We start from the raw sequence: 14,631 nt of genomic DNA on the forward strand, positions 1-14,631 counted from the left end.
CCCTCGCGGCGTTGTCGTCGTCGGCCGTAGGCTCCGCTACGGCCTCCTCCTCCGCCTTGCGAGGCATCCATCTGGCCGATCCTCGCTACGGCAAAGATCCACGAAACACTCCCTAGACCTCGCGCTGCCTGGTGCGGAGGGTGAGGGCGGCGACGAGGACGCCGAGGAGGACGAGGGCGGCGTTGACCACTATGGCCACGGTGACGCCGTGCAGGATCGCACCCGCGGTCGCGGCGCCGGCGGTGGCGGCGGTGACGACGGCGGACATGATCGGGGTGCCCATCGTGATGCCGACCTGCTGGGACATGGTGGCCAGCCCGGTGGCGAGGCCCTGCTCGTGGTCGGGAAGTCCGCTGGTGGCGGTGACCATGAAGCCGACGATGACGAGCATGTTCCCGACGCCGCCGAAGAACGTGGCGGGCAGCAGCAGTGCCATCGACGCGGCCGTGCTCGTGCCGAGGAGGAGCAGGGCGGCGGTGAAGACGGCCTGGATCAGGCCGCCCGCCACCAGCGCGGTCAGCGTCGAGGTCCTCGCGATCACCTTCGGCGCCAGCAGGCCGCCGGCGACGGTGCCCAGGCCCAGGACGCCGAAGGAGATCCCGGCCGCCAGCGGTGAGAAGCCGAGCGTCTTCTGCAGATACAGGGTGAGCAGGTAGACCAGGGACGTCTCGGTGACGAAGGCGAGCAGTCCCAGCACGTTCCCCCAGGCCACGTTCCGGCGGCGCAGTACGCGCAGCGGGACCAGCGGCTGGGCGACCTTCCGCTCCACGGCGGAGAAGACGGCCAGCAGGACGACGCCGGTGAGCAGCCCGGCCAGGGCGTGCGGGTCGGTCCAGCCGTACTCGCCGGCCTGCGTGAGCCCGTAGACGAGGCCGAGCAGTCCGAGGGTGACCGAGAGGGCGCCGGGAAGGTCCAGCTTGGGGCGGTCCCCGGGGCGCGACTCGTTGATCACCGCGGGGGCGATCAGCAGGACGGCCAGCGCGACGGGGACGTTGATGAAGAAGGCCCACCGCCAGGACAGCAGGTCGGTCAGGACGCCGCCGAGGATCGCGCCGGTGGTGAATCCGGCGGACATCAGCGCGCCGTTGAGCCCGAGCGCCTTCTGCCGCAGCGGCCCTTCGGGGAAGGAGGTGGTGAGCAGGGACAGGCCGGCCGGGGTGACCGCCGCGGTGGCCAGGCCCTGTGCCACACGCGCGGCGAGCAGCACGCCCGGGCCGGTGGCCAGACCGCCCGCCAGCGACGCCAGGCCGAGCACGGCCAGGCCCAGCAGGAAGATCCGCTTGCGGCCGACCAGGTCCCCGATGCGGCCGAAGAAGAGCGTGAAGCCCGCCGCGCAGAGCGCGAAGGCGGTGGAGACCCACTGGAGGTCGGCGAGGGAGAAGCCGAGACCGTCGCCGATCGCGGGCAGCCCCACGTTCAGGATCGAGAAGTCGACGGCCAGCATGAACTGTGCGACGAGAAGGACCGCGAGCACCAGCCGCAGGCGACCGGTCAGCCGCTGCGGGGCACCGGTGGGAGCGACCGCGCGAATCGTGCCGGACGCACCTGATCCAGGTCTGGACATGACCGAGTTTCCTTTCGGGCCCACCCTCCTTCGAGGCGGATTCCAGGAGGGCGCGAAGTTCGGGCAGCGCCCGTTCACGCCTAACGGGTCCGCCGTTCCATTACGCCCGGCACTGTAGCATCGGAGATGGGATTAAAGGAACTGTGGTTCCGATACGCTGTCTTCGGAACCGAGAGGGAGAACACCGTGTCAGAGACCCCTGCCCCCGGCACCGTCCGTCCCGGCGGGCGCACCGCCCGCGTCCGCGAGGCGGTCCTCCAGACGGCCGGAGACGTGCTCGCCGAGGAAGGCTTCGACTCCCTCGACCTGGCGGAGGTCGCTCGCCGCGCCGGTGTCGGGAAGACCACCGTCTACCGCCGTTGGGGCACCCCCGGCGCGGTCGCGGCCGATCTCCTGGAGGACATGGCGGTCCGGTCACTCCCGCGGGCCGACACGGGATCGATCGACGAGGACCTGCGCGCCAACGCCCGGCTGGTCGTCAGAACCCTCACGGATCCCCGCCAGGGGCGTCTGTTCACCGCGCTCATCGCCGCGTCCCTCTGCGACGACCAGGCGGCCCGAGCCCTCCGCCACTTCTACGCCGTACGCATCGACGAGTGGGCGGGATGCGTGACGGACGCGGTCCGGCGGGGCGAGCTCCCTGACGCCACCGACCCCCGCCGGGTCATCGCCGCCGTGTCCGCGCCCCTCTACTACGCACTCCTCAACTCGGGTGAACGGCTTGACGCCGAGGCCGCCGACCGTGCGGCCGCGGCGGCCGTGGCCGCGGCGCGCGCCGGTGTGTTCGTATACGCGCCGTGACCACCGCTCCGCGGGAGTCCTCGACGCGGCCGGCTAGTTGGGGAAGGGGAGGTCGGCGGGCCAGGGGACGCCGAGCCGCCGCTCCACGGCGCCCTTGAGCTCGTTCATGCAGTCGTGCTCGGCGGTGACGGTCCCCGCTCCCTTGCCGCACTCCACGTACGCGTTCAGCTCCGCGGAGAAGAGGAGCTGGGTGGCCATCAGGAGGCCGCCGAACATGAACGCGACCGCCGAGACCACGAGCGCCGCGACCGCCATGCCGACCGGGGCGCGGTCCCGGCTCAACGCCCGGGTGTCGCGGAACGCGACCACGAGACCGAAGACCGCCAGCGCGAGCCCGGCGGCGGGCAGCATGAATGTGCAGATCAGCGCCGCGAGGGCGAGCAACAACGCCCGGCGGCCCCTCAGCTCGGAGGCCGGCGTCTGCAGTGGTGCCGTCACGATCTCCACCTTTGCTTTCCGCGCTATCCCTTGCCGCGGCGTCCCGGCTTTCCGCCGGGTCGCCTTCGAGTCCGGTGGCCGGAGCCCGATAACCTTTCTACCGGCGAGGGCCCGCTGCCTGCGCCCTCCTCACCAGCCTTCCCGAAGGAGTCAGCCCGGTGCCATCCGGACCTCACCATCCAGCAGAGGCCGCCCGGCTCGTGGTTCTCGTCTCCGGTTCCGGGACCAACCTACAAGCCCTTCTCGACGCCGCGGCGGCCCCGTCTTTCGGCGCCGCGATCGTCGCCGTGGGAGCGGACCGCGACGGCATCGAGGGGCTGGCCCGGGCCGAGCGCGCCGGGGTGCCCACGTTCGTCGAGCGAGTGGGCGACCACGCCGACCGCGACGCGTGGGACGAGGCGCTCGCCGGGAGGATCGCCGCGTACAAGCCGGACCTCGTGGTGTCCGCCGGTTTCATGAAGATCCTCGGCCGCCGCGTCCTCGGTTCCTTCCCGGTGGTCAACACGCATCCGGCGCTGCTGCCCGCCTTCCCGGGCGCCCACGCCGTACGGGACGCCCTGGCGTACGGCGTGCGCGTCACCGGCTGCACGGTGCACCTGGTCGACGCCGGGGTGGACACCGGCCCGGTGATCGCGCAGGAGGCGGTCGCGGTACGCGAGGACGACGACGAGGACGCGCTGCACGAGCGCATCAAGACCGTCGAGCGCGGTCTGCTCGTCGAGGTCGTCGGACGCATGGCCCGCGAGGGTTGGACGCTTTCCGGCCGGCGGGTACGGCTCGGGCGTGCCTGACCCCGGTTTCCGGGCATGACGACCCAGCGGATGAGCTGGGCGAAAACCGAAAAGAGAGGATCACGAAGTGACCCGCATCGCCATCCGGCGCGCGCTGATCGCGGTATACGACAAGACCGGGCTCGAAGATCTGGCCCGGGGTCTTGAGGCGGCGGGCGTCGAGATCGTCTCAACGGGCGGCACCGCCGCCGCCATCGCCTCGTACGGCGTGCCCGTGACGAAGGTCGAGTCGCTGACGGGCTTCCCCGAGTGCCTGGACGGCCGGGTGAAGACGCTGCACCCGAGGGTCCACGCGGGGCTGCTCGCCGACGGCGCGAACCCCTCGCACGTCAAGCAGCTCGACGAGCTGGAGATCGAGCCGTTCCAGCTCGCGGTGGTCAACCTCTATCCGTTCGCCGAGACGGTCGCCTCCGGCGCGTCCGACGCCGAGTGCGTCGAGCAGATCGACATCGGCGGCCCCGCCATGATCCGCGCCGCCGCCAAGAACCACGGCACCGTCGCGGTCGTCGTCGACCCCCGCTCGTACGACAGCGTGCTGGCGGCGGTGGCCGAGGGCGGCTTCACCGTCACCGAGCGGCGGCGGCTCGCCGCCGCGGCGTACGCGCACACCGCCGCCTACGACGTGGCCGTCGCCTCCTGGTTCGCCGACGTGTACGCGCCGGAGGGTGACTGGCCGTCCTTCATGGGCGCGGCGTGGAAGCTGCGGACCCCGCTGCGCTACGGCGAGAACCCGCACCAGGGCGCCGCGCTCTACGCGGGCCGGGAGGCCGGCCTGGCGAACGCCGAGCAGCTCCACGGCAAGGAGATGTCCTACAACAACTACGTGGACGCGGACGCGGCGTGGCGCGCCGCGTGGGACTTCGACCAGCCGTGCGTGGCGATCATCAAGCACGCCAACCCCTGCGGCGTGGCGGTCGGCGCGGACGTGGCCGAGGCCCACCGCAAGGCCCACGCGTGCGACCCCGTCTCCGCGTACGGCGGCGTGATCGCGGTGAACCGCGAGGTCACCCGGGAGCTGGCCGAGCAGGTCGCGCCGATCTTCACCGAGGTCCTGGTCGCGCCCTCGTTCGCTCCCGAGGCCCTCGACGTCCTCAAGGGGAAGAAGAACCTGCGGCTGCTCGTCTGCCCGACCGGCCCCTCGAACGCGGCGGAGTTCCGCCGGATCGACGGCGGCCTGCTCGTGCAGACCGCGGACCGGGTGGACGCCGCCGGCGACGACCCGGCGACGTGGCAGCTCAAGGCGGGCGCGGCCGTTCCGGACGAGGTGCTGGCCGACCTCGCCTTCGCCTGGAGGGCGTGCCGCTCGGTGAAGTCGAACGCGATCCTGCTCGCCGCGGACGGCGCCACGGTCGGCGTCGGCATGGGCCAGGTCAACCGGGTCGACTCGGCCCGCCTCGCGGTGTCGCGGGCGGGCGAGCGCGCCGCGGGCTCGGTCGGGGCCTCCGACGCGTTCTTCCCGTTCGCCGACGGCCTCCAGGTGCTCGCGGAGGCGGGGGTGAAGGCGATCGTCGAGCCGGGCGGCTCGATCAGGGACGACGAGGTCATCGCCGCCGCCGAGGCGGCCGGGATCAGCCTCTACTTCACCGGCACCCGCCACTTCTTCCACTGACCGGCACCGCCAACACCGTTAGGAGAGCAATGAGCGCGCGGATTCTGGACGGCAAGGCGACCGCCGCCAAGATCAAGTCCGATCTCGCCGAGCGGGTGTCGGCGCTGGCCGCCAAGGGGATCAGGCCGGGGCTCGGCACGATCCTCGTCGGTGACGACCCCGGCAGCCAGATCTACGTCGGGGGCAAGCACCGGGACTGCGCCGAGGTCGGCATCGCGTCCATCCGGGTGGACCTGCCGGACACGGCGACGCAGGCGGACGTCGAGGCGGCGATCGACGAGCTCAACGGCTCCGCGGAGTGCACGGGGTACATCGTGCAGCTCCCCCTGCCGCGCCACCTCGACACGATGGCGCTGCTGGAGCGGATGGACCCGGCCAAGGACGCGGACGGCCTGCACCCGGTCAACCTCGGCCGTCTCGTCCACATGGTCGACGCCCCGCTGCCGTGCACGCCGCGTGGCATCGTCCACCTGCTGCACGAGTACGGCGTGCCGCTCAAGGGCGCGGAGGTCGTCGTGGTCGGGCGCGGCATCACGGTCGGCCGCTCGCTCGGCCTGCTGCTGACCCGCCGGTCGGAGAACGCGACGGTGACCACCTGCCACACCGGCACGCAGGACCTGGCCTGGCACACCCGCAAGGCGGACGTGATCGTCGCGGCGGCCGGCGTGCCCAACCTGATCACGGCGGAGATGGTCAAGCCCGGCGCGGCCGTGCTCGACGTGGGTGTCTCCCGGGTGGACGGCAAGATCGCGGGAGACGTCGCGCTCGACGTGCGCGACGTGGCCGGGTTCGTCGCGCCCAACCCGGGCGGGGTCGGCCCGATGACCCGCGCGATGCTGCTCACCAACGTGGTCGAGGCGGCCGAGCGCGCGGCCGGCTGAGCCGGGGGCGGACCCGCCCCCCGAGAGGGTGGAGCCGCCGCCACGCGGGCCCGCGCCGTTCGCCGGATCGGGCCCGTACGGCGGTCAGCTCGCGCGGCGGCTCGACGTCGGCGGGGTGTGGTGGTGGCGCGCCGGGTCGGTGGCCCGCTGCGTCGGGACCACCGGGCTCGGCTGCACCAGGCCGAGCGCCACGACCTCGTTGGCCAGGCGGGTGCGCCGGTTGGTTCCCTCCGGGATGCGGAACTTCTGGTAGAGCCGCAGCAGGTGCTGCTTGACCGCGGCCTCCGTCACCACGAGGTCGTCGGCGATCTCCCGCGCCGTCGCCGGGGCGACGAACGCCTCGTCCGACAGCGCGGGCCGGCACAGCGAGGTCAGCACGTCGACCTCGCGGCGGGTCAGCTCGGGCGCGGCGGCTCGGCGCAGCTCGACCTCGGGGGCGAAGTCCTCGCGGGGGATGCCGCCCACCCGGGCCCTCGCGGCGCCGAAGGAGACCACGTCGCCGTCGTCGAGCACCCTCCTGGCGATCGGCCTGCCGTTCACCCGGGTGCCGTTGCGCGACAGACCCAGGTCGACGACGTACAGGTAGGGCCCGCGCCGGACGAATTCGGCGTGCAGCCGAGACACGCTCGGATCCGTCAGCCGGATGTCGACGCCCCTGCCCCGACCGATCGTGGTGATCTCGGGGCGCAGGGCGATGACCTCGCCGCTGTCCTCGATCCGTATGAACGGCCCCTCCACGGCAGTTCCTCCCCAGGTAGCCCGCCGTTACTTTCGCTACAGATCCGGCTTACCCAGACGTGGGGATCGGGAATCTCCTTTGCCGCAAGGAGAATCGGGCTTGAAATTGGTCTGGACCTCTGCGAGGTGCTTTGCCTGCTCACGGGTAGACTTCGAGCGAAGATAAGCGGAGGAAACACTCATGGCGGACAAGCCCACCAAAGGCCTCGCCGATGTCGTCGCCGCGTCCACAGCGCTCAGCGACATCGACGGGAAAGCCGGCCGGCTTTTCTATCGTGGCTACGACATCCACGACCTGGCCGGCCGCACCACCTTCGAAGAGACCGCGCATCTGCTCCAGCACGGCTCGCTGCCGAGCCGCGACCAGCTCGCCGCGTACGGGGCGGAGCTCGTCCAGGGGCGGGCCCTCGGAGGGCTGGTCGAGAGCAACATCCCGGAGATCGCCGGGAAGCAGGCTCCCATGGAGGCGCTGCGCACGCTGGTCTCCCTCGCCGGGGCCGACGACCCCGACAAGGATTCCAACGCCGCGGACGCCAACCTGCGCAAGGCCGCCCGCCTCACCGCGCAGCAGCCGATCCTGGTCGCCCGCTATCACGCGGCGCGCACCGGGGCCGCGATCCCCGACCCGGATCCCGAGCTGAGCATCGCGGCGAACTTCCTGCTGCAGATCACGGGGCGGACGCCGTCCCGGCGCGAGGTCGAGATCTTCGACACCTGCCTGGTGCTGCACGCCGACCACACGATGAACGCCTCCACGTTCGCCGCCCGCGTCTGCGCCGCGACCCTCTCCGACATGCACTCGGCCATCGTCGCGGCGATCGGCACGCTGAAGGGCCCGTTGCACGGAGGCGCGAACGAGCAGGTCATGCGTACGCTGGAAGCGATCGACCCCTCCGGGGTGGCGCAGGCGGTACGGGACAGGCTCGCGGCGGGTGAGAAGATCATGGGCTTCGGGCACCGGGTCTACAAGACGGAGGACCCGCGGGCGACACATCTGCGGAAGATGTCGCGGGAGCTGGGTGAGGCGTCCGGCGACGACACGTTCTACCGGATGTCCAAGGAGATGGAGGAGGTCGTCTTCGCGGAGAAGGGCCTTTATCCGAACGTGGACTTCTACGCCGCGACGGTCTACCACTACCTCGGCATCCCGACCGACCTGTTCACCCCGGTGTTCTCGGTCAGCAGGATGTCCGGGTGGACCGCGCACGTGATCGAGCAGCACGCCGACAACCGCCTGATCCGCCCGGACAGCGAGTACATCGGGGAGCGCGACCAGAAGTGGACGCCGATCGACGAGCGGTGAGCGGCGCGGGGAGCGTAGCGAGCGAGCAAGTGAACGCGATCGTGAGCACGTGCGGTGAGCGGCGTAGCGAGCGTAGCGAGTGAGCAAGTGAACGCGATCGTGAGCCCGTGCGGTGAGAGCCGGAGTGGTCGGCGGCGGGCGGACGTCGCGCCGGAACGAGGAGTGAGGGTCCATAGGCGCTGGTGAGTGTGAGCGGTAAGCCCTGGGGGCCGTACCTGCTGGTTGTGGCGGGTGCGGTCGCCGGGCTGGGCCTGATCGCCTACGGCGTCGCCATCTGGGTGGGCGGCGCGGTCATGGGTTTCGCCTTCATCGCAGGGGCGGCGCTGCGGTTGATCGTGCCGGACGACCGGGCCGGGTTGCTGGGGGTCCGCACACGGCGGACGGACGTCCTCGTGCTCCTGGTGCTCGGCGCGGCCCTGGCGGCGGGCTCGCTGAGCCTGCTGCTGCGTTTGCACAGCACCTAGCAACGGGCGCATCACGCCCGTCCGATAGCCTCAACGGCCAGTGAGCCTCAAAACGGACTGTCTGGCCAGTGTTAGTTCAGAAGGGGAACCACACGCATGCCCAAGATCAAGGTAGCGGGTCCGGTCGTCGAGCTTGACGGCGACGAGATGACCCGGATCATCTGGCAGTTCATCAAGGACCAGCTGATCCTTCCCTACCTCGACGTCGACCTGAAGTACTACGACCTCGGCATCGAGCACCGCGACGCCACCGACGACCAGGTCACGATCGACGCCGCGAACGCCATCAAGCAGTACGGCGTCGGCGTCAAGTGTGCGACGATCACGCCGGACGAGGCCCGGGTCGAGGAGTTCGGCCTGAAGAAGATGTGGAAGTCCCCGAACGGGACGATCCGCAACATCCTCGGCGGCGTCATCTTCCGCGAGCCGATCATCATGTCCAACGTGCCGAGGCTCGTACCGAGCTGGACCAAGCCGATCGTGGTCGGCCGTCACGCGTTCGGCGACCAGTACCGCGCGACCGACATCAAGGTGCCGGGCGAGGGCACGCTGACCCTGACCTTCACCCCGAAGGACGGCAGCGAGCCGGTCGAGCTGAACGTCTTCGACTTCCCCGGCGCCGGCGTCGCGATGGCGATGTACAACCTGGACGAGTCGATCCGGGACTTCGCCCGCGCCTCCATGCGGTACGGCCTGTCCCGGAACTACCCGGTCTACCTCTCGACGAAGAACACGATCCTCAAGGCGTACGACGGCCGGTTCAAGGACATCTTCGCCGAGGTCTACGAGACCGAGTTCAAGGCGGAGTTCGACGCCGCGGGCCTCACCTACGAGCACCGCCTGATCGACGACATGGTCGCCTCCGCGCTGAAGTGGGAGGGCGGCTACGTCTGGGCGTGCAAGAACTACGACGGTGACGTCCAGTCGGACACGGTGGCGCAGGGCTTCGGCTCGCTCGGCCTGATGACCAGCGTGCTGATGTCCCCTGACGGCCGCACGGTCGAGGCCGAGGCCGCGCACGGCACGGTGACCCGGCACTACCGCCAGCACCAGCAGGGCAAGCCGACGTCCACCAACCCGATCGCGTCGATCTTCGCGTGGACCCGGGGCCTGCAGCACCGCGGCAAGCTCGACAACCAGCCCGAGGTCATCGACTTCGCGACCAAGCTGGAGCAGGTCTGCGTCGAGACCGTCGAGGGCGGCCAGATGACCAAGGACCTGGCGCTGCTGGTCGGCGGCGACGCCGAGTGGCTGACCACCCAGGACTTCCTCGCCGCTCTGGACGAGAACCTGAAGAAGAAGATGGCCGGCTGATCACGCCGTCCGTTCACGGGCCGCTCGCCTTCCCGGCGTGCGGCCCGTTTCCTTTTCCGGCCGTCCGGCGGTTTCCGGCCGCACGGCGGTTTTTGGGCGGCACGGCGGTTTTTCGGCGGTATGGCGGCGCTGCGTGGCCGGGCCCCGGTCACGGCACGGTCTCGTGAGGCCGGGAACCGGTCATCGGAGCCGTAAAGTTCTGATGGTCGATACTTTGCCGAATCTTGGGGGCGTGGGATGCCGAACGTCGCGCCGCTCGGCCCGGGGGACCCGGTCCGGCTCGGGCCGTTCGTGCTGTCCGGGCGCATCGGCGAGGGCGGCCAGGGCGTCGTCTATCTGGGGCGCGGCGAGTCCGGGGAGCCGGCCGCGGTCAAGCTGCTGCACGTCAAGTTCAGCGGCGACGCGATGGCGCGCTCCAGGTTCGGGCGGGAGTTGCGCGCCGCCCAGCGGGTCGCGAGCTTCTGCACCGCGCGCGTGATCGCGGCCGACCTCGAAGGCGACGCGCCGTACATCGCGAGCGAGTACATCGACGGGCGGTCCCTGCGGGAGGTCGTGGAGGAGAGCGGGCCGATCAGCGGCTCCGCGCTTGAGCGGCTCGCGGTCGGCACGGCGACCGCGCTGACGGCGATCCACCACGCGGGCATCGTGCACCGGGACCTCAAACCGGACAACGTGCTGCTCGCCCCCGACGGGCCGCGCGTGGTCGACTTCGGCATCGCGCGGATCATCGACTCGACGGGGACGATCACCAGCCGGGCCATCGGCACGCCGGCGTACATGTCGCCGGAGCAGATCTCGGGCGACACGGTGGGCCCGCCCTCCGATGTGTTCGCCTGGGCGGCGACCATCGCGTACGCCGCCACGGGGACGGCGGCGTTCGGCGGGACCTCGATCGCGGTCGTGCTCAACCGGGTGCTCAACCACGACATCGACGTGAGCATGTTGCCCGAGCCGCTGCGGGGCGTGGTGCGTTCCTGCCTGAACAAGGCCCCCGCCGCCCGGCCGACCGCGGACCGGGTCCTGCTGCGCCTGCTCGGCCGTTCCGAGTCGGAGGACGCCTCCACGGTCGTGTTGTCCGAAGGAGCGCACGCGGCCATCCCGGACGCGGGGGAGGCCACCCAGGCCATGCGACTGCCCCGGGTGGCGCCGCCCCAGGAGCCGGCCGCCGGGGATCCCCGATCCCCGGCTCCCGCTGCCCCCGCTGCCCCCGCCCCGGATTCGTACGCCGCCGACGGTCGGGGGCGGGAGGTCCCCGTGGGAGGCGACCACAGCGGCGAGGTCCCGGGGCGAGCGGGCCCGGGGCGAGGGGGCACGACGCCTCAGGCCCGGCCCGGGGACGCGTACGCCGGGGGTGTTCCCGCCCAGGGAGACCTCACCCGGGACATCCACGTGCGGGAGGTCCGGGAGTGGGCCGCCGGGACGCGAGGGTCCGCACGACCCGCCCCGGCCGCGCCCACCGGCGACCGGGACGAGTGGGGCGGGAACACCGGGTACCAGGAGGCGGGGCATCAGGGCGCCGATTACCAGGACGCCGGACATCGAGGCGCTGGGTATCGGGACGCGGGGCGCGAGGACGCCGGATATCAGCACGCCGCATATCAGGACGGCGGGTATCAGGGCGCTGGGTATCGGGACGCGGGGCGCGAGGACGCCGGATATCAGCACGCCGCATATCAGGGCGGCGGATATCAGGACGTCGGGCTCCGGGACACGAGGGGGCAGGAGGCCACGTACCCCGGCGCGAACTCGGTGGAGGGGACGCGCGACGGCGCCGGGCGGCCGCGCCGCAGGGGCCGGGTGATCGTGGCCGCGCTGGCCGCGGTCGCCGCCCTGGCGGCGGGCGGGACGCTGGTGGCCGCGCGGTTCGGAGGCGACGCGGAGACCACGGACCGGACCACGACGGGCGGCACCGGCACGCCGGCCCGCTCACCGGACGCCCCGGCCTTCTCCTCCGTGGTGGACAAGGCGCTGCGGACCGGCAGGCTGACCGTCGGGGTGAAGGGCGACCTGCCCGGCGTCGCGCTCGCCGCCGGCGACGGGTCCTTCACCGGATTCGACGTGGACGTCGCGGCGTACATCGCGGCCGAGCTCGGGGTCCGGGCGGGCGGCCTCACGTACAAGAGGATCGGCAGGGCCGAGCGGGCCGATGTGCTGGCCGGACGCGACGTCGACCTCGTCGTCGCCACCTACGCGTACGACGACAACAGCGAGGATCCGGTCGGCTTCGCCGGGCCGTACTACGTGGCGCACACCGACGTGCTGGTGCCGAAGGGGTCGTCGATCCGGCGGCTCGCCGACCTGAAGGGCAGGCGTGTGTGCGCTCCCGCGGGCGGTCAGGCGATCGCCCTCATCCAGGACAAGGTGGACGTGGAGCCGGTCGCCGCCGACAACTACGCCACCTGCATGGACAAGCTCGTCAGCGGCCAGGTGGACGCCGTCCCGGGTGACGATCTCATCCTGGCCGGGTTCGCGAACCGGGTGCGCGACCTCCGGCTCACGGTCGTCGGCCTCAAACTGACCGACCAGCGTTACGTCGTCGGCGTGCCGAAGGGGGACGCCCGCACGTGCGCGGCCGTCCAGTCCGCGATCTCCCGCATGTACGCCGGCGGCTCCCTGAAGGACCTTCTCAAGCGGCATTTCGGGAACGTCGACTTCGACCCCGAGGACGACCTGCCCGCGCCGCTCACCTGCGGCTAGGTGTGTTGACCAGGAGCGACGGTTCCTCCTGATCGGCGGGAAGTCCTCCGGTGCGGTGGAGGCACCCGGGCTCCGCACACCATACGGAGGCCGGCCGCCGATCACCCGTGTCGACAACCCCGCGGTCGATACGGCTAGGGACCTGCCAGGGGGCCGGGGCCGGGTGCGTGGGTGTCGGCCCCGGACGGAGCGCCGGCCTGGCCGAACAGGTGGAGTGCCGCTTCCGTACGGCTGACGACGCCGAGCTTGGTGTAGATGTTGGCGAGGTGCTTCTCCACGGTTCGCGGGCTGATCCGCAGCGTACGCGCGGTCTGGACGCTGGTGCGGCCGTGGGCGACGAGCCAGAGCACCTCGGACTCGCGGGCGGTCAGCGGGGCGGCGGGACGGGGGCTGGACTCGGTGAGCAGCAGCGCTCCGCAGGCGCCGTGGGGGAACAGCCGGACGGTCAGGCGTCGCCCGCCCCGCTCGGCCACGTAGTCGCCGGTGAGGCGGGGCACCGCCGGGTCGGGCAGCCGGCGTCGGTCGGCCAGCCAGGCGACGAGCTCGCCGGGCAGCGCCCGGTCCTCGTGCGTGGGGCTGGTGAAGTAGGCGGCCAGCAGCATGCGGGCGGTGCGGTTGATGGTCTTGATCGTCGAGTGCGGGCCGAGGAGCACCAGCCCGTGGGCACCGCCGTCGGCGCCGTCGAGGGTGGCCAGCGCCGCCTCCAGCCACGCCGTGGCGTGCCTCGCGCGGAGGAAGGCGGCGAGATAGGGCTGGGCCAGCTCCAGCAGCTCGCGGTCGGTGTCGCTGAAGTCGCCGCCGGTGCGGTTGAGTCCCAGGCAGGTGATCGTGCCGTGATAGGTGTTCAGCACGCACATCATCTGATGCTCGATGCCCTGCGGACGGTAGAACTCCTGGTAGAGCGGCTGGCCGCGCCAGGCGCGGGTGGACAGCACGTCGCTGAGCCTGATCGGGCCGCCGTCGCCGACGGCTTCGCGTACGTGGCCCAGTAGAGGGTGCTGGAAGAACAGGCGGGACAGGGCGTTTTCCAGGTCGGAGGTGACCTCCACCCGGGGATGCAGATGGTGGTCGAAGTGACGGCCGCGCGGGTTCACCGTTTTGATCGCGACGACGTCGGCGGGCACCACGCTGGAGACGACTTCCAGCAATTGCGGGAACGCCTCTCCGGCGGGAACACGTTCGCAGTCGCGCAGCGCGTCCAGCAGACGTTTGAGATCAGATGCGCGCAGGCCCGTCACAAGATCATGGTAGGTGCGGGCCATACGCAATTTCCCCCATCGCGCCGACGGAAAACGAAACTCGATAGTGGGGGAGTTGATCCCAGACCAAGGGAGGAAGCCATGCGATCCCCCACTCCCCGAAACGTCCCGGACCCTCGTCCGGGCATGGCCGCCATGGTCAGGAGGCTGCTCGGCGGCTTACTGGCGACGGTGACGGCGGTGGCCGGGCTGTGCCTGGTCGCGCCGGCGGCGCACGCGGCCACCGTCGTCGCGGAGAACAGCCAGCATTCCTGGCACAACAACAACAGGAACAAGACCATCGACACGACGGTGAAGGTCTACGACGACGGCACCGTCCAGGGCACGTCCACGGTGGAGTCGGGCGTCTGGCTCACCGGCGTGCGCCTGTGCGCCAAGGCCGTGCTCATGGACCGCGACGGCGGCGCGCTCGCCGAGGTGGGAGGCGACTGCTGGGGTGTGAACGGCACCGCCTTCGGCTATTCGAAGCGCACCGAGAACTGGAGCGGCCAGGTGTCGCGGGACATCGCGTCCCGGACGTACGCCGTGCAGATCGTCCACTGGAACAACGGCATCGACTGGGGTCAGGTCTTCGCGTTCGCGAAGAAGATCTGGGAGATCTACCGGGCCATCGCCTCCAGCAACGACGACGCGGCCGCCACCGACATCGTCATGCCCAACGGCACCGTGATGCCGTACAGCAGCTTCGTTCCCGCTCCCGGCGGAGGAGGAGGCAGCACCAACTGCGGGGGAACCATCTGCCAGTACCCGAAGTGACGATCCACCGGACGCT

Annotated in this window: 13 protein-coding genes; 9 read left to right on the forward strand and 4 right to left on the reverse strand. The window is 71.3% G+C overall.

What is annotated here, in order from left to right; all coding sequences use genetic code 11:
* Positions 1 to 112: 112 nt before the first annotated feature.
* On the reverse strand, positions 113 to 1,564 hold the full coding sequence (locus tag AWQ70_RS08020) for an MFS transporter (protein ID WP_067172339.1): 1,452 nt from the start codon (positions 1,562 to 1,564) through the stop codon (positions 113 to 115).
* A gap of 186 nt (positions 1,565 to 1,750) precedes the next feature.
* On the opposite strand from AWQ70_RS08020, the gene AWQ70_RS08025 reads away from it, so the two are divergent.
* The gene (locus AWQ70_RS08025; RefSeq protein ID WP_067172341.1) at positions 1,751 to 2,365 is read left to right on the forward strand and encodes a TetR/AcrR family transcriptional regulator; all 615 of its coding nucleotides are present in this window, start codon (positions 1,751 to 1,753) and stop codon (positions 2,363 to 2,365) included.
* A gap of 33 nt (positions 2,366 to 2,398) precedes the next feature.
* Here the strand turns inward: AWQ70_RS08025 and AWQ70_RS08030 are convergent, their stop codons facing one another.
* Entirely contained in the window at positions 2,399 to 2,803 is a 405-nt protein-coding gene (locus tag AWQ70_RS08030) for a hypothetical protein (RefSeq protein ID WP_067172692.1), read from the reverse strand.
* 158 nt (positions 2,804 to 2,961) lie between these two features.
* Here AWQ70_RS08030 and purN point away from each other — a divergent pair, with 158 nt between their 5' ends.
* The 3 genes from purN (at position 2,962) to AWQ70_RS08045 (ending at position 6,084) form a co-directional block, all read left to right on the forward strand.
* Positions 2,962 to 3,594: a phosphoribosylglycinamide formyltransferase gene (gene purN, locus AWQ70_RS08035; protein ID WP_067172343.1), complete on the forward strand. Its 633-nt coding sequence runs from the start codon at positions 2,962 to 2,964 to the stop codon at positions 3,592 to 3,594.
* 67 nt (positions 3,595 to 3,661) lie between these two features.
* Positions 3,662 to 5,203: a bifunctional phosphoribosylaminoimidazolecarboxamide formyltransferase/IMP cyclohydrolase gene (gene purH, locus AWQ70_RS08040; protein WP_067172344.1), complete on the forward strand. Its 1,542-nt coding sequence runs from the start codon at positions 3,662 to 3,664 to the stop codon at positions 5,201 to 5,203.
* A 29-nt stretch (positions 5,204 to 5,232) separates the two neighbouring features.
* A complete protein-coding gene (locus AWQ70_RS08045; protein ID WP_067172346.1) occupies positions 5,233 to 6,084 on the forward strand; it encodes a bifunctional methylenetetrahydrofolate dehydrogenase/methenyltetrahydrofolate cyclohydrolase in 852 nt (283 codons plus the stop codon).
* Between the two features lie 84 nt (positions 6,085 to 6,168).
* On the opposite strand, the gene AWQ70_RS08050 is transcribed toward AWQ70_RS08045, so the two are convergent.
* Positions 6,169 to 6,822 carry an FHA domain-containing protein gene (locus AWQ70_RS08050; protein WP_067172348.1) on the reverse strand — a complete coding sequence of 218 codons (654 nt, stop codon included), beginning with the start codon at positions 6,820 to 6,822 and terminating at the stop codon, positions 6,169 to 6,171.
* Between the two features lie 181 nt (positions 6,823 to 7,003).
* On the opposite strand from AWQ70_RS08050, the gene AWQ70_RS08055 reads away from it, so the two are divergent.
* The 4 genes from AWQ70_RS08055 to AWQ70_RS08070 all read left to right on the forward strand — a co-directional run bounded on the left by AWQ70_RS08055 (position 7,004) and on the right by AWQ70_RS08070 (position 12,600).
* The gene (locus AWQ70_RS08055; RefSeq protein WP_067172351.1) at positions 7,004 to 8,125 is read left to right on the forward strand and encodes a citrate/2-methylcitrate synthase; all 1,122 of its coding nucleotides are present in this window, start codon (positions 7,004 to 7,006) and stop codon (positions 8,123 to 8,125) included.
* Positions 8,126 to 8,313: 188 nt separating this feature from the next.
* The gene (locus AWQ70_RS08060; protein WP_067172352.1) at positions 8,314 to 8,589 is read left to right on the forward strand and encodes a DUF3017 domain-containing protein; all 276 of its coding nucleotides are present in this window, start codon (positions 8,314 to 8,316) and stop codon (positions 8,587 to 8,589) included.
* Positions 8,590 to 8,685: 96 nt separating this feature from the next.
* A complete protein-coding gene (locus tag AWQ70_RS08065) occupies positions 8,686 to 9,903 on the forward strand; it encodes an NADP-dependent isocitrate dehydrogenase (RefSeq protein ID WP_067172354.1) in 1,218 nt (405 codons plus the stop codon).
* A 237-nt stretch (positions 9,904 to 10,140) separates the two neighbouring features.
* Positions 10,141 to 12,600, forward strand: coding sequence for a serine/threonine-protein kinase (locus AWQ70_RS08070; RefSeq protein ID WP_067172357.1), 2,460 nt, complete (start codon positions 10,141 to 10,143; stop codon positions 12,598 to 12,600).
* A gap of 134 nt (positions 12,601 to 12,734) precedes the next feature.
* Here the strand turns inward: AWQ70_RS08070 and AWQ70_RS37415 are convergent, their stop codons facing one another.
* Positions 12,735 to 13,838, reverse strand: coding sequence for a helix-turn-helix transcriptional regulator (locus AWQ70_RS37415; protein ID WP_218004461.1), 1,104 nt, complete (start codon positions 13,836 to 13,838; stop codon positions 12,735 to 12,737).
* A gap of 102 nt (positions 13,839 to 13,940) precedes the next feature.
* Between AWQ70_RS37415 and AWQ70_RS08080 the strand changes: the two genes are divergently transcribed.
* Positions 13,941 to 14,615 (forward strand): hypothetical protein, encoded by a 675-nt coding sequence (locus AWQ70_RS08080; RefSeq protein ID WP_157529941.1) that lies wholly within the window; start codon positions 13,941 to 13,943, stop codon positions 14,613 to 14,615.
* Positions 14,616 to 14,631 lie beyond the last annotated feature (16 nt).

This window comes from Microtetraspora niveoalba (genome assembly GCF_001570405.1).
Taxonomy (GTDB): Bacteria; Actinomycetota; Actinomycetes; order Streptosporangiales; family Streptosporangiaceae; genus Microtetraspora; species Microtetraspora niveoalba.

What these genes read in the sequence shown, in the direction of transcription:
- AWQ70_RS08020 (WP_067172339.1), bottom strand. Translation starts at nt 1,564, where the DNA reads ATGTCCAGACCTGGATCAGGTGCGTCCGGCACGATTCGCGCGGTCGCT.
- AWQ70_RS08045 (WP_067172346.1), top strand. Translation starts at nt 5,233, where the DNA reads ATGAGCGCGCGGATTCTGGACGGCAAGGCGACCGCCGCCAAGATCAAG.
- AWQ70_RS08055 (WP_067172351.1), top strand. Translation starts at nt 7,004, where the DNA reads ATGGCGGACAAGCCCACCAAAGGCCTCGCCGATGTCGTCGCCGCGTCC.
- AWQ70_RS08065 (WP_067172354.1), top strand. Translation starts at nt 8,686, where the DNA reads ATGCCCAAGATCAAGGTAGCGGGTCCGGTCGTCGAGCTTGACGGCGAC.
- AWQ70_RS08070 (WP_067172357.1), top strand. Translation starts at nt 10,141, where the DNA reads ATGCCGAACGTCGCGCCGCTCGGCCCGGGGGACCCGGTCCGGCTCGGG.
- AWQ70_RS08080 (WP_157529941.1), top strand. Translation starts at nt 13,941, where the DNA reads ATGCGATCCCCCACTCCCCGAAACGTCCCGGACCCTCGTCCGGGCATG.